Raw genomic sequence first — 13,274 nt, forward strand, 5'->3', positions numbered from 1 at the left:
GACATCGGCCCCTTCATGTGGACAACCCATGATGTACCGTCGCCTCAGGCCCGCGCCCAGGTGACCACGGTCACTCTTCCGGCCTCCGCGTCCCCCACCGGGGGCAGGCCCGGACCGGACCGCGGTGGCGACCCCGCCACCACCGCTCCCTGAGGAGGACCCGCTCAGATGCCCCCCGGTTTCACCACCCGCCCCCAGCTCCGCGGCGACTTCGGCATGGTCGCCTCCACCCACTGGCTGGCCAGCGCCACGGGCATGTCCCTGCTCGAACGCGGCGGCAACGCCTTCGACGCCGCCGTCGGCGCGGGGTTCACCCTCCAGGTGGTCGAGCCCCACCTCAACGGCCCCGGCGGCGAGGTGCCCGTCGTCTTCCAGGCCGCCGGGGGCTCCCCCCGCGTCCTGTGCGGCCAGGGCGTCTCCCCCGCCGCGGCGACCGTCGACGCCTTCGCGGGCATGGACCGCATCCCCGGCAGCGGCGTGCTCGCCGCCACCGTTCCCGGCTCCTTCGACGCCTGGATGCTGCTGCTGCGCGACCACGGAACCATGACCGTCCGTGACGTGCTCGACCACGCCATCGGGCTGGCCGAGCGCGGCTACCCCGTCCTGGACCGCATCGCCGCCGCCGTCGAGGCCCTCGCCCCCGTCTTCTCCCGGCACTGGGCCGGTTCGGCCGCCGTCTACCTCCCGCACGGTGCCGCGCCCCGCCCCGGTTCCCGGCTGCGCAACCCCGCCCTGGCCGCCGCCTACCGGCGGATCGTCGCCGAGGCCGAGGGCGCCGGAGGCGACCGCGAGGCGCAGATCGAGGCGGCCCGGCGGTCCTGGTCGCAGGGCTTCGTCGCGCAGGCGGTCGGGGACTTCCTGTCCTCCCCCGTCCCCAGCGGCACGGGCGAGCCCCAGCGGGCCCTGCTCACCGCGCAGGACATGGCCGACTGGAGCGCCTCCTACGAGGAGCCCGTCAGCGCGGCCTACGGCGCCCACACCGTGCACAAGACCGGCCCGTGGGGACAGGGGCCCGTCATGCTCCAGCAACTGCGCCTGGCCGAGGCCCTGGGTACCGGCCGCGACGTGCCCGACGGGGTCAGCGCCGACTTCGTGCACGGGGTGACCGAGGCGGCCAAGCTCGCCTTCGCCGACCGCGAGGCCTGGTACGGCGACCCCGGCTTCGGGGACGTCCCCCTCAAGGAGCTGCTGGGCGCCGACTACACCGCCCGCCGCGCGGCGCTGGTCGACGGTGCGCGCGCCAGCATGGAGCAGCGCCCCGGCGCCGTCGGCGGCCGCACGCCCTTCGAACCGCCGCTGTACGTGCCGGGCCACACTCCCGGCGACCGCACCACGGGCGAGCCCACGGTACGCCAGGACGCCGTCGCCAACCCCGCCGACCTGCGCGGGGACACCTGCCACGTGGACGTCGTGGACGCGTGGGGCAACATGGTCTCGGCCACGCCCAGCGGCGGCTGGCTCAGCAGTTCGCCGGTCATCCCCGCCCTCGGCTTCCCGCTGGGCACCCGGGCGCAGATGTTCTGGCTCGACCCGGCCTCCCCCAACGCCCTGGCGCCCCGCAAGCGCCCCCGTACCACCCTGTCCCCCACCCTGGTCACCGGGGAGGACGGCCGGGCCGTGCTGGCGATCGGCACCCCGGGCGGCGACCAGCAGGACCAGTGGACGTTCACCGCCCTGCTGCGGATCCTCAACGGGGTGGAGAACCTCCAGGAGGTCCTGGACGCACCCATGTTCCACACCACCGCCTTCCCCAGCTCCTTCCACCCCCGCGAGACGGTTCCGGGCGGACTGGTCGTGGAACCGGGCGTGGGCGCGGAGGTCATCGAGGAACTGCGTCGGCGCGGCCACCGGGTGCAGGTCGCCCAGGAGTGGTCGCTGGGGCGCCTGGCGGCGGTGGCCCGCGATCCGGAGACCGGCGAGCTGCGCGCCGCCGCCGACGCGCGGGCTTCGCAGGGATACGCGGTCGGCCGCTGAACCGGCTCTGAACCGCACGGAACCAGAGGAAGACGAAACGGCACGGAACGCGGTACCGCGTTGAGCGGGATGCGCGACGGAGGGGGATTGACAGCGCTTACCTGCATTGATCTGGCCTCTTGCCAAATCGCCCGGTCACTGCTTATGTAGACCCTGTGCGACGGCACTCCGGGAAAGCTCCCGACCGCGTTCCGTCAGAACTCAATACCACCGCATCAGGGCTCGTGCGCTGTCTCCCCCTCCCTCAGTGACGGCCCTGTTCCCCCTCCTGACCGAGGCCTGCCCTCCCCTCCCGGCTGGGTTTTTCGGACAAGGAGAAACGAGCGGGCCGTGGTACCACCGGCGCGGTGGTACCACGGCCCGTCTCGTGTGCGCGTCCGGGCCGCGCGGCGTCAGGTGTTGACGCGCACGGCTCCGGCGTAGTTGGCGGTGCGTACCTGCGTGACGCGCACGTCCAGTCCGGTGCGCGGCGCCTCCAGCATCATGCCCTCGCCCAGGTAGATGGCCACGTGCGAGATGTAGTCGGGCGCGGTGGGGTCCGTGCGCCAGAACAGCAGGTCGCCGCGCTGGAGGTCGTCGAACTCCACGCGCTGTCCGGCGTTCCACTGGTCGTGGGTGACCCGCGGGATGGACACGCCCGCCTCGGCGAAGGCCCACTGGAGCAGGCCCGAGCAGTCGAAACCGCCCTCCGGGGTCTCACCGCCCCAGACGTAGGGGACGCCCAGTTGGCTCTCGGCGTTGTCGATGACCTGCTCGATGACCGAGGGGGCCACGGCCTCGCCCTCGACCAGCGGCTCGGGCGAGTCGGTGACGAGCTGGAGGGAGACGTCCTCACCGAGGGCCTCGGCCAGGGCCTCGTGCAGCTCGGCCAGGTCGGCTTCGGGAGCCGAGACCACCAGGGCGTTGCCCCTGGGCATGCCCAACTCGGCGGCGCGCTCGCGGGAGACCAGCCCGTCGATCCCGGCGATGCCGGAGGTGGCGTGCGTCCACACCTCCACGGGGACCTCACCACGCCCGCCCGCGACGGTGACCTCGCGGCCGACCTCCAGCTCGCGCTCGGTGCCGACGTCGTTGGACAGGGCGATGTGGCCCTCCGCGACGCCCTGCCAGACCTCGTCGGACTCGGCCGAGGGCTCGGGAGCGTGGTTGCGGAAGCTGGAGGGGCTGACGCCGAGCACCGAGGTGGGTTCGCCCTCGATCTCGACACGGGCGGCGTCCACGGTCAGGACGCTCTCGACGCCCTCGATCCCGCGGACCGCGTCGACGGCCTCGCGCGGCAGGGAGCGGGGGGCGACCGCGAAGTACTCGGTGCTGCGGGCCTCGCGGAAGGGAGCGACGTAGGCGTCGCGCCGCAGCTGGGAGTCGGAGACCTCGGGGGACTGCTCGGACGTCTCCTGCCGGGGGTCGGTGCCGCCGGAGGTTCCGGAGGAGAGCTGTTCGCTGATGGGGGGACGGTCCTCGACCACCGGCTCCGCCCAGGCCGGGGTGGTCCCGAAGGCGGTGAAGGCGACGGCGAAGGCGGCCGTGGTTCCCGCACACGTTCTCAAGCGGCTCCGCACGGGGGGATCTCACCTTTCTGTGAGTGAGCCGACCGGGGTGTGGGGGACCCCTGCGGCGTACGGCCTGTTGCTGCTTTTGCACTTTCCGGATCCAAGAATGGGCGTACCGGGACGAGTTTGCAAGAAGCCCACGCCGTCCGATATCGGACCGCCACCCTGCGCTCACCCGATGTTCCTCGTCACCACGGGAGCCAGCGGGAAGCGCACCGGGGTGTCCCCGAAGAGGGTGGTGCGGGTCGTGGCCTCGGCCTCGGCCACCGCGCGCACCGCCTCCCCGGCCAGGTCTGCGGGCACGTGCAGCACGACCTCGTCGTGGACGAAGAAGACGATCCCCGCGCCCTCGGGCATGTCCGGCAGGCGCTGGCGCAGCGAGGCGAGCAGGACCAGGGCCCACTCGGCGGCGGTGGCCTGAACGACGAAGTTGCGGGTGAACCGGCCCTGGGCCCGACGGCGGCGCTCGCCGCCGGGCCCGGAGACGGCGGCGGACCAGGCCTCGGGGGCGGGCGAGGTGCGCCCCAGCCAGGAGCGGACGATGCCGCCGCCCTCGCCGGTGCGCGCGGCGGAGTCCACGTACTCCAGGGCGCGCGGGTAGAGGCGGCGCATGGTGGCCAGCAGGGGCGCGGCGTCGCCGGAGGTCTGGCCGTACATGGCCGAGAGCATGCCGATCTTGGCGCGGTCGCGGTCGCCGCCCACGTGCACGGCCAGGCGTGCGTACAGGTCCTCCTCCGCGGCCGCGGCGGCCAGGGCGTCGTCGCCGGAGACGGCGGCGAGCACACGGGGTTCGAGCTGTCCGGCGTCGGCGCGGACGAGGACCCAGCCCGGGTCGGCGCGGACCGCCCCGCGCAGCGACCTGGGGATCTGGAGGGCCCCGCCGCCCCGGGTGGCCCAGCGGCCCGACACCACGCCGCCGACCACGTAGTCGGGGTGGAAGCGCCCGAGGACGGTCCCGTCCGGACCGGGGCGTCTGCGCACCCAGGTGTCCAGCCACGTCCAGCCGTTGGCGGAGTGCAGGCGGGAGAGCTCCTTGTAGCGCAGCAGGAGCGGGACGACGGGGTGGTCGATCCTCTCCAGGACCCAGGAGCGGGTGGAGTCGACGGGATGGCCGATCCACGCCATGGCCCGCAGCACCTGCGCGGGGGAGTCGGGGTTGACCTCGCGGCCGACGGCCTCGCCGATGCGGGCGGCGAGGTCGGCGAGGACGGGCGGGCGCTGTCCGGACGGGGGCCGGGGGCCGAGGAGCCCCGTGAGGATCTCGTCGTGGACGTCGGGCCGCCAGGGCAGGCCGTCGTGGCTCATCTCCGCGGCGGCCAGTCCCCCGGCCGACTCCACGGCGGCGAGCAGGCGCATGCGGCCGGGGGCGGGGTCGGGGAGCTGCGCGAGGCGCCGCAGCTGGTCGGCGTGCACCTCGACCAGGGCGGCGAGGCGGTCGGTGCCCGGGGGCAGGGTGGAGCGGTCGGCCTCGAAGAGCGCGGGCTGGGAGTGGGAGGTGCCGCCCTCGCCGAGGGGGCGCACGGGGTCGTCGGGGACGGGAAGCCGGTGCAGGCGGGCCCAGGCGGCGCCCAGGGAGCAGGCCTCGCCGTGGCGGGCGTGGTAGCCCAGGAGCAGGGCCTCGGTGAGCGCGGTGTCGTGGCAGCGCGAGACCCGCACCCCGGCGCGGACGAGATCGGGGTAGACGTCCTCGCCGGCCGACCACACCCAGCGGGGCGGCCCGGGGCGGGCGTGCTCGGCCTCGCGCACGGCGGCGGCGAGGTCGCCGACGCGGCGGATCGGGCCGGGGGCCTCGTCCAGTTCCTGGAGCCAGCCGCCGCCCTCGCCGTCGGCGACCACCGCGATCCGCATTCTTCCCAGTGTGTCGCCTTCCTGCGACAGTTTCGCGGATTCGCGCTTCTGTACAGACTTCGCGCCAGTTTTTGGCTACCATGGGTGTCATGACGACCACGCCTTTGACCGAAGCCCGCAACCGCCTGTCCGAACTCATCGACGATGTGGAACGCACTCACGAGAGAGTCACCATCACCAGACATGGGGAAGCGGTCGCGGTTCTCGTCTCACCCGGCGATCTGGAGGCACTGGAGGAGACCCTCGACGTCCTGGCCAGTCCCGATCTCCTCCGACAGCTGGGAGAGTCCCGGTCCGCTCTGGAGGCGGGTGACGCACTGGAAGCCGACGAACTCGCCGCCCTGATGGCACGGCGGAGGGGTCAGACGTGAACGACGGAAACCACACGAACCACCGTCTGGTCATCACCGGTCCGGCCGCGCGAATGCTCGCCGGACGCCTTCCGGAAAAGGTGGCGACGGCGGTGTACGAGTTCGTCACCTCCACGCTGCTGGAGAACCCGCACCGGCTGGGCAAGCGGCTTCTTCTGCCTCCCTATGAGGGCACGTGGTCAGCCAGGCGTGGTGCCTACCGAGTGCTCTACGAGATCGACGAGGAGGAACGGGCGGTGATCGTCACCGCGATCGAGCACCGGGCCGACGCCTACCGGTCCCGCTGAGTTCCCGGGCGGACCACGTTGGCCAGCCGCTCACCTGCGGCCCAGCGGGCGAGCTGGGCGTCCATGAAGGCGCGGGCACGCGGGTAGAACGCGGCCGAACCGCCCGCGACGTGCGGGGTGAGGAACACGCCGGGGGCGCTCCACAGCGGGTGGTCCGCGGGCGGGGGCTCGGGGTCGGTGACGTCGAGGGCGGCCCGCACCCGGCCCTTCTCCGCCAACAGGGCGCCGGTGTCCAGGACCGGACCGCGGCCCACGTTGACCACGAGCGCGTCGTCGCGCAGCAGGGCGAACTCGCGGGCGCCGAACAGGCCGCGGGTGGCCTCGGTGAGCGGGGTGACCAGGACGACGATGTCGGCCCCGGGCAGCAGGGCGTGCAGCTCGTCCACGCCGTGCACGCCCTCGTCCGGACGGGCGCGACTGGCCACGCGCACGACCTCGGCCTCGAAGGGCAGCAGGCGGCTCTCGACGGCCTGGCCGATGCTGCCGTAGCCGACGATCACCACGCGCGAGTCGGCCAGGGAGCGCAGCTGGGCGGAGCCCCAGTGGTGCTCCCTCTGCGCGAGCGCCCACCGGGGCAGGTCGCGCTGGGCGGCCAGGATGAGCGCGAGGGCGTGCTCGGCGGTGCTGGCGTCGTGGAGGCCGCGTCCGTTGCACAGGGTCACGCGGTCCGGCAGCAGCGGGAGCACCTGCTCGTACCCGGCGGAGAGGAGCTGGACGACCTCCAGCGACGGCATCCGCGCGATCATGTCGAGCCGCGCGTCGACGCCCTGGGTGGAGGGGGCGTAGGGCACCTGGTAGAAGGTGACCTCGTCCAGTCCGCTGTCGGGCGCCGGTCCCCCCGTATAGAGGTCCACGGTCAGGGAGTCCGGGGCATTGTCCCTGTTCTGCTCCCACTGCACCAGCGTTCGGCCGCCCATGTCGCGCCGTCCTTCCCCTCGGTCCGTCTCAGGCGCCACCCTAGCGTCCTGGCCGGAACCGTTTCGGGCGCGGTGTGCGGGCTCCCCCGGTGATGCGGTGTGCGGGCTCTCCCGGTGATCTCGCCCTTGGTGGCGCTGTGGACCGCCGACCGCGCCCGCAGGAGCAGGATCGCCCCTGGGACGCGCACCGGAGGACCTTCGCGGTCACCGTGCCCGCGGGGACCGGTTCAGCCGGTGGAGCGGGTGAGTTCGTAGCAGGCGATGGCCGCCGCGGCGGTGACGTTGAGGGAGTCGACGTCGCGGTCGGCCATGGGGATGTGCACCCGGGCGGTGGCCCGCTCCAGCCAGCGGGAGGAGAGCCCGTCGCCCTCGGTGCCGAGCAGGAGGCCGACCCGGTCGCCGGGCGCGAGGGCCGCCATGGCGTCGCCCAGGGGCAGGGAGCCCTCCCCCGGTGTGAGCGCCATGAGGTGGAACCCGGCCGCGCGCAGGGTGTCCAGGCCGCCGTACCAGTCGTCCATGCGGGTGTGGGGCAGGGTGAAGACGGCGCCCATGGACACCTTGACCGCGCGCCGGTACAGGGGGTCGGCGCAGCGGGGCGCGAGCACGATCGCGTCCACGCCCAGACCGGCGGCGCTGCGGAAGATGGCGCCCACGTTGGTGTGGTCCACCAGGTCCTCCAGGACCACGATGGTGCGCGCACCGGCCAGGACGTCGCCGAGCGGGGGCAGGGCGCGGCGGTGGAAGGCGGCCAGCGCGCCGCGGTGCAGGTCGAAGCCGACGAGCCGCTCGGCGGTGTCCTCCCCGACCACGTACAGCGGTGCGGAGGAGGCGGCGACCACGTCGTCGAGCGCCTCGGCGCGGCGTTCGGTGAGCAGGAAGCTGCGGGGCTCGAACCCCGCTGCGAAGGCCCGGCGGATGACCTTGTCGCCCTCGGCCATGAACAGCCCGTGCTCGGCCTCCAGGTGGCGGCGCAGGTTCACGTCGCGCAGGCGGGTGTAGTCGGCCAGGCGCGGGTCCGCGGGGTCACTGACCTTGATGACGTCCATGGGGGACGATTATCGCCGGTCCGCGGAGGTCATGAGCCGAGGAGGCCTTCGGCCGGGGAGGCCCCGGTCCGCGAAGACCCCGGTCCGCGGAGGCCCCTGTCCGGCCCGAGTCCGTCCACAGGGACAGTGGAGGGCTGGTGGCGCGGTCGGCGGCGCGGCAGACTGGAGAACGGGGGGACCACCCCCTCCTGTCGGCGGCGCGTGGCGCCCCCGACATCGAGCGTACGTCCGCGCCACCTCGTCCGAAAGCCCCGATCGCGGCCTGTGGACAAGCGTTCCGCGGACGGGCGTTCCGCGGACGGGCATCCTGTGGAAAAGCGTCCCGTGGACACGGGGACACCGGGTCCAGCCGCGCCGTCCGTCAGCTGATCTGCTCGGTGAGGGCGCGCAGGCGCTGCCAGCGCGCCTCCTCGCAGGAGCCCTTGCGGGTGAGCGTGGTCTCGATCTCCTGCCCCTCCCAGGTGCCCACGATGGTGGCCTCCTGGGGCCCGTACACCTTGTCGGTGCACACGGTTCCCTCGCGAACCTCGGTGAACAGCAGCGCGCCGCCCGTGTTGACGGCCTCCGTCGGCTCCGCGTCGCCCTCGGCGCCTTCGCCGTCCCCGTCCTCGGCCCCGCCCGCGGCGTTGACCGACTCCTCCTCGACGGTGACCGGCTCGCCGGTGTCGGCGTGCAGCTCCTCCGCGGCCCGGGCCAGCTCGGCGCAGGCGGCGGGGTCCTCCTCCAGGTTCCCGGTGCACATCAGCGTCTGCACCCAGGCGCGTCCGCGGTCGCTCACCTGGACCTGGAGACGCCCGCTCGGCCCCTCCTCCACGACCTCCTCGGGCTCATCCGCGTCGGGGGCCAGGTCCGGGGTCATCGCGGTGGTGGCCCGCACGTCCCGCTGGTCCGGCGGCAGCATCGACGGGCCGACGATCGCCCCGTAGGCGACCGCGCCGAGGCAGCACGCTCCGGCGAGCATGGCGGTGCCGAGAGTGCCTCGGCTCCGGTGTTCACGATGCGATGGGGACATGCCAAAAACCCTCGGGGGTCGGTGTCATGGAACGTCCACTGGGGGGTGTGGGCTGAGTGTGGACGCGGGGGCCTAAGCCTAGCGGGGAGCGCCGAGTGGCCCTTGACGGGCACAGTAACAAAGCGATCACCCTGGTCGGGCCGGGAAGGGCTTCCTCTCGTGCATTACCAACGAGTAAGGTCCTGGAAAAGTGTCGTTCGCGCCTCATGGTGTGGTTGTTCGTCCTCCATCCCGTGTGACGCCGTCGGGTGCGCGGGAGTTCGCGCCTCCCTCCGCGGGTGTGCCATATCACCGCGGGGCGCTGCGCCGCCCCGCCCCGTGTGCCTGCATTGACCCCCCGGAGTGCCCGTGCCCAGTGGACGCCACCGACAGGACTCACCGACCGCCGCGAAGACCCGCCGTGCGGTCGCGTCGCCGCTGGGGACCACCGCGATCGCCGTCTCCCTCATCGCGGTTGCCGCGATCGCGGTACCCGTCGGGCTCGACATGCTCGGCTGCGGCGACACCCGCTACCTGCGCGTGTCGGCGACCCAGAGCATCGCGCCCGTACTCCGCGAGGCCGCGGGCGAGTTCAACGACGAGCGCCCCAGCTACGACGGCGAGTGCGTGTACGCCCAGGTGGACGAGATCGCGCCGCACCGCATCATGACCGCCCTGTCCGGCGGCCGCTCGGGCGACTCCACCATCTCCCCGCACGTGTGGGTGCCCGAGTCCTCGGCCTGGGTCGAGCTGACCCGTGTCTCCGGGAGCGGCACGCACCGCATCGACACCGACCCGCCCTCGCTGGCCAGCTCGCCGGTGGTCCTGGCCGCGCCGCGGGGCACCGGGGGTATGCCCGAGCCCGACGAGGCCGGTTGGCCCCTGGTCCTGCCCGACGAACGCGAACGCCCCCTGGTGATGGTCGACCCCAACCGGGGCGCCGACGGTATGGCCGTCATGCACGCGGTCCGCCGGCACCTGGGCACCGGTGACGACGCCGACACCGCCATGACCGACTTCGTGCGCGACGTGCAGCTCGACAGCGCGTTCGGCGAGATCGACCTCGACACCTTCTACACCTCCGGTCACACCGGTGGCGGGAGCGGCGGAGAAGGTGCCGGAGGGCGCGTCGACCCGCTGATCGCCGTTCCCGAGCAGGCGGTGGTGTCCTACAACGCCGACCGCGCGGAGTCCGCGCCGCTGTTGGAGGCCCACTACCCGACCGAGGGCACCGTCAGCCTCGACTACCCCTACGTCACCGCCACCGACGCAGCCTCGCTGCGGTCCGCGGCCGCCGACCTGTACGAGGTGCTGCGCCAGGACTCCTACCGCGCCCGGCTCCGGGATCTCGGCTTCCGCGACCCCGGCGGCGCCCTGTCCGGTGAGGCCGGTGCGAACGCCGACGAGTTCGGTGTGACCGCCGAGGAGCCGCCCACCCACGACGACCTGACCGGGGACGCCCTGCTGGCATCGGTCACCGACTGGAACCGGCTGTCGATGCCCAGCCGCACCCTGGTGCTCGCCGACACCTCCGCGAACATGGCGGAGGACCTCGACGGGGGCCCGACCCGGATGGAGGTCGCCCAGCAGGCGGCGCTCATGGGCCTGTCGCTGTTCCCCGACGAGACCGACATGGGTCTGTGGCTGATGTCGGACGAGAACGCGGGCGGCCGCGACGAGGCCGCGGACATGCACCCCCTGGGCGAGACGGAACAGGGCGACACCGCCACCCGCCGCCGGGAGCTCATCGGAGTGGCCGAGGGGATCGCCGTCCGCGGCGGCGGCTCACGCCTCTACGACAACATCCTGGCCGCCTACGACCGGGTGCAGGACGACTACGACGAGGACAAGATCAACAGCGTCATCCTGCTCACCGCCGGGCAGGACGAGGGGTCCAGCGACATCACGCACGCGGACCTGGTGGCGGCGCTCCAGGACCGCTTCGACCCCGAGCGGCCGGTCAGCATGTTCATCATCGCCTTCGGGTCGCGTGAGCAGCAGGTCGCGGAGGAGGAACTGCGGCGGATCGCGGCCGCCACCAGTGGCTCGCTGTTCGTCACCGACGACCCCGACGAGATCGGCGACATCTTCCTCAGTTCCATCTCACGGCGTCTCTGCGTGCCCCACTGCGACAGCTGAGGGCCGAGGCCCCTTCCGGCCGAAGCGGTCTCGATTGGGTATCGGAATCGAATTTCGTTCCGTCTCACCCGGAAAGGAGAACGCGGGGAAAACGGACGGAATCCCCGAGGTGATCGGCGCTGTGCCCGGGTTCACACCGGCGGAGCCCCGAGAGCGCCAACGTGAGAGCGACACGGTCGGCATTCACCCGGTCTGGACTGTTGAGTACCGTTTTCCACCAGTAACACCCCCCTGTACGCCCCGTCCGTACACCACCCGTGAGGAAAGCTGTGGGACGTCACCGCGGAAGATACGCAGAAGAACCCTCCGACAGGCCCAGGCGCCGCCGCGGCCGCGGCCGCGGCGGCGCCTTCGCCGCCCTGGCCGCCGCGTTGGTGATCGTGGTCGGCCTCGCCGCGGTGGGCGTCTACGTGTTCGGCCGCTCCGACGGCTGCGGCGGCTCCGACATCGCGCTGGACGTCGCGGTCAGCCCCGAGCTCGCCCCTGCCCTGACCGACGTCGCCTCCGACTTCAACGCGGAGGAGCACCAGGTCGACGGGAGCTGCGTACGGGTACAGGTGCGCCAGGTCGACTCCGCCAACGTCGCCTTCGGCATCACCGGCGCGGGCGCCACCATGGGCGACACCGAGTCCGACGTGTGGATCCCGGACTCCTCCCTGTGGCCGCGCCTGGTCCAGAGCCAGGCGGGCGACGCCGTCATCACCGAGACCGGCACCTCCGTGGCCCGTTCGCCGCTGGTCCTGGCCGAACTCGCCGAGTTCGCCGACGAGGACTCCCCGAGCAGCTGGGCGGAGGTCGTGCCCACCACCGCCCCGGGCCAGGAGTCCGGGCGCACCGTCCGCGTGACCGACCCCGCCCGCAACGCCACGGGGCTGGGCACCCTCTACCTCCTGCACGGCGCGCTGGAGGAGGCCAGCCCCGACACCGCCACGTTCAACGCGCAGATGACCGCGGCCCTCCAGGCCCTGCACCGGGGCGCGTCCTCGGACGAGGAGGCCGCCTTCCTCGCCCTCAGCGGCGGCGCCGCCGAGGCCCCGCCCATGATGGTGATGTCGGAGCAGGCCGTGTGGCGCTACAACGCCGCCCACGGGGACGCCCCCGCCCGGGTCGGCTACATGGGGGGCGGCACCTACTACCTCGACTACCCCTACGTCGTGCGCAGCGAGGAGAGCGACATCACCCGCGCCGCCGAGGAGTTCCGCGACGCGGTACGCGGCGAGGACGCGCGGACCCGGCTGCTCGCGGAGGGCTTCCGCGGCCCCGAGGGGCAGATCGACGCCTCCGTGCTCACCGAGGAGGTCGGCTTCGCCGCGGAGCCGCCCACCGAGCTGCCCACGCCCGCGGCGGACTCGATCACCGGACTGATCCGCACCTGGAACCAGCTCAAGATGGACTCCCGGGTGCTGGCGATCGTGGACATCTCCGGCTCGATGCTGGCCGAGGTGCCCGGAACCGGGATGACCCGCATGCAGGTGACCAGCGCCGCCGCCACCCAGGGCCTGGAGATGTTCACGCCCAGTTCGGAGCTGGGCCTGTGGGAGTTCTCCACCAACGTCAACAACGACCTGCACTACCAGGAGATCGCGCCGATCCGCGAGCTCCAGGCGGCCGCTGACGACGGCACCGCGCACCGGGACGTCCTCGCGGGCGCGCTGTCCTCGCTCCAGCCCCTGCCGCAGGGGGACACGGCGCTGTACGAGACCTACCTGGCGGCCTACCAGGAGATGTCCCGTACGTACCAGCCGGACCGGACCAACGTCATCCTCATGCTGACCGACGGCGACAACGACAACCCCGGCGGTCTGGGGTTGGACGAGCTGATGACCCAGATCGAGTCCCTGGCGAGCCCGTCGCGGCCGATCCCGGTCATCACGATCGCGTTCGGGCCGGACGTGCAGAACCTGGAGCCGCTCCAGGAGATCGCCGCGGCCACCGGCGGCGCCGCCTACATGACCGAGGACCCCACCGAGATCGGTGAGATCTTCCTCCAGGCGTTCTCCCTGCGGATCTCCGAGGACACCGAACAGACCGAGGGCGCCGAGCAGACCGAGCAGACCGAGCAGACCACGGAGTAGCCCGGCCGGCGTCCGGTCCCGCGGCCCGGACGCCTCCCCTTTCCCACGCGGCTCCGACCCCTTCCCACGAGGCCGC

The 13,274-nt window shown here is 73.0% G+C and carries 10 protein-coding genes; 5 read left to right on the forward strand and 5 right to left on the reverse strand.

Translation table 11 applies throughout. The features are described from left to right. The first annotated feature begins 168 nt into the window (after nt 1-168). Nucleotides 169-1,974, forward strand: coding sequence for a gamma-glutamyltransferase family protein (locus tag FYW99_RS03915; RefSeq protein ID WP_150250324.1), 1,806 nt, complete (start codon nt 169-171; stop codon nt 1,972-1,974). A gap of 392 nt (nt 1,975-2,366) precedes the next feature. Here the strand turns inward: FYW99_RS03915 and FYW99_RS03920 are convergent, their stop codons facing one another. Both FYW99_RS03920 and FYW99_RS03925 read right to left on the reverse strand, forming a co-directional pair. Next, nucleotides 2,367-3,533 (reverse strand): C40 family peptidase, encoded by a 1,167-nt coding sequence (locus tag FYW99_RS03920; RefSeq protein ID WP_190394540.1) that lies wholly within the window; start codon nt 3,531-3,533, stop codon nt 2,367-2,369. Nucleotides 3,534-3,695: 162 nt separating this feature from the next. Next, nucleotides 3,696-5,372 (reverse strand): bifunctional 3'-5' exonuclease/DNA polymerase, encoded by a 1,677-nt coding sequence (locus FYW99_RS03925; protein WP_150250328.1) that lies wholly within the window; start codon nt 5,370-5,372, stop codon nt 3,696-3,698. 89 nt (nt 5,373-5,461) lie between these two features. Here FYW99_RS03925 and FYW99_RS03930 point away from each other — a divergent pair, with 89 nt between their 5' ends. Further along, entirely contained in the window at nt 5,462-5,743 is a 282-nt protein-coding gene (locus tag FYW99_RS03930; protein ID WP_150250330.1) for a type II toxin-antitoxin system Phd/YefM family antitoxin, read from the forward strand. Continuing rightward, nucleotides 5,740-6,030, forward strand: coding sequence for a type II toxin-antitoxin system RelE family toxin (locus FYW99_RS03935; protein ID WP_223838695.1), 291 nt, complete (start codon nt 5,740-5,742; stop codon nt 6,028-6,030). Before FYW99_RS03930 ends, FYW99_RS03935 begins: the two co-directional genes overlap by 4 nt. Here the strand turns inward: FYW99_RS03935 and FYW99_RS03940 are convergent. The 3 genes from FYW99_RS03940 to FYW99_RS03950 form a co-directional block, all read right to left on the reverse strand. Further along, complete coding sequence (locus FYW99_RS03940) at nt 6,015-6,947, reverse strand: 2-hydroxyacid dehydrogenase (RefSeq protein WP_150250332.1); 933 nt, start codon at nt 6,945-6,947, stop codon at nt 6,015-6,017. The genes FYW99_RS03935 and FYW99_RS03940 overlap by 16 nt on opposite strands. A 227-nt stretch (nt 6,948-7,174) precedes the next feature. Beyond that, complete coding sequence (locus tag FYW99_RS03945) at nt 7,175-7,993, reverse strand: TrmH family RNA methyltransferase (RefSeq protein WP_150250334.1); 819 nt, start codon at nt 7,991-7,993, stop codon at nt 7,175-7,177. Between the two features lie 361 nt (nt 7,994-8,354). After that, nucleotides 8,355-8,954, reverse strand: coding sequence for a hypothetical protein (locus tag FYW99_RS03950; RefSeq protein ID WP_223838697.1), 600 nt, complete (start codon nt 8,952-8,954; stop codon nt 8,355-8,357). Nucleotides 8,955-9,353: 399 nt separating this feature from the next. Here FYW99_RS03950 and FYW99_RS03955 point away from each other — a divergent pair, with 399 nt between their 5' ends. Together FYW99_RS03955 and FYW99_RS03960 are read left to right on the forward strand one after the other, a co-directional pair. After that, nucleotides 9,354-11,123, forward strand: coding sequence for a substrate-binding domain-containing protein (locus tag FYW99_RS03955; RefSeq protein ID WP_150250338.1), 1,770 nt, complete (start codon nt 9,354-9,356; stop codon nt 11,121-11,123). Nucleotides 11,124-11,392: 269 nt separating this feature from the next. After that, the gene (locus FYW99_RS03960) at nt 11,393-13,198 is read left to right on the forward strand and encodes a substrate-binding and VWA domain-containing protein (protein ID WP_150250340.1); all 1,806 of its coding nucleotides are present in this window, start codon (nt 11,393-11,395) and stop codon (nt 13,196-13,198) included. Nucleotides 13,199-13,274: the final 76 nt, after the last annotated feature.

Source organism: Nocardiopsis deserti (genome assembly GCF_008638355.1).
Classification (GTDB): domain Bacteria; phylum Actinomycetota; class Actinomycetes; order Streptosporangiales; family Streptosporangiaceae; genus Nocardiopsis; species Nocardiopsis alborubida.

Excerpts from the sequence above, each read along its gene's own strand:
- FYW99_RS03915 (WP_150250324.1), top strand. The coding sequence starts at position 169 with ATGCCCCCCGGTTTCACCACCCGCCCCCAGCTCCGCGGCGACTTCGGC.
- FYW99_RS03940 (WP_150250332.1), bottom strand. The coding sequence starts at position 6,947 with ATGGGCGGCCGAACGCTGGTGCAGTGGGAGCAGAACAGGGACAATGCC.
- FYW99_RS03945 (WP_150250334.1), bottom strand. The coding sequence starts at position 7,993 with ATGGACGTCATCAAGGTCAGTGACCCCGCGGACCCGCGCCTGGCCGAC.
- FYW99_RS03930 (WP_150250330.1), top strand. The coding sequence starts at position 5,462 with ATGACGACCACGCCTTTGACCGAAGCCCGCAACCGCCTGTCCGAACTC.
- FYW99_RS03925 (WP_150250328.1), bottom strand. The coding sequence starts at position 5,372 with ATGCGGATCGCGGTGGTCGCCGACGGCGAGGGCGGCGGCTGGCTCCAG.
- FYW99_RS03950 (WP_223838697.1), bottom strand. The coding sequence starts at position 8,954 with ATGCTCGCCGGAGCGTGCTGCCTCGGCGCGGTCGCCTACGGGGCGATC.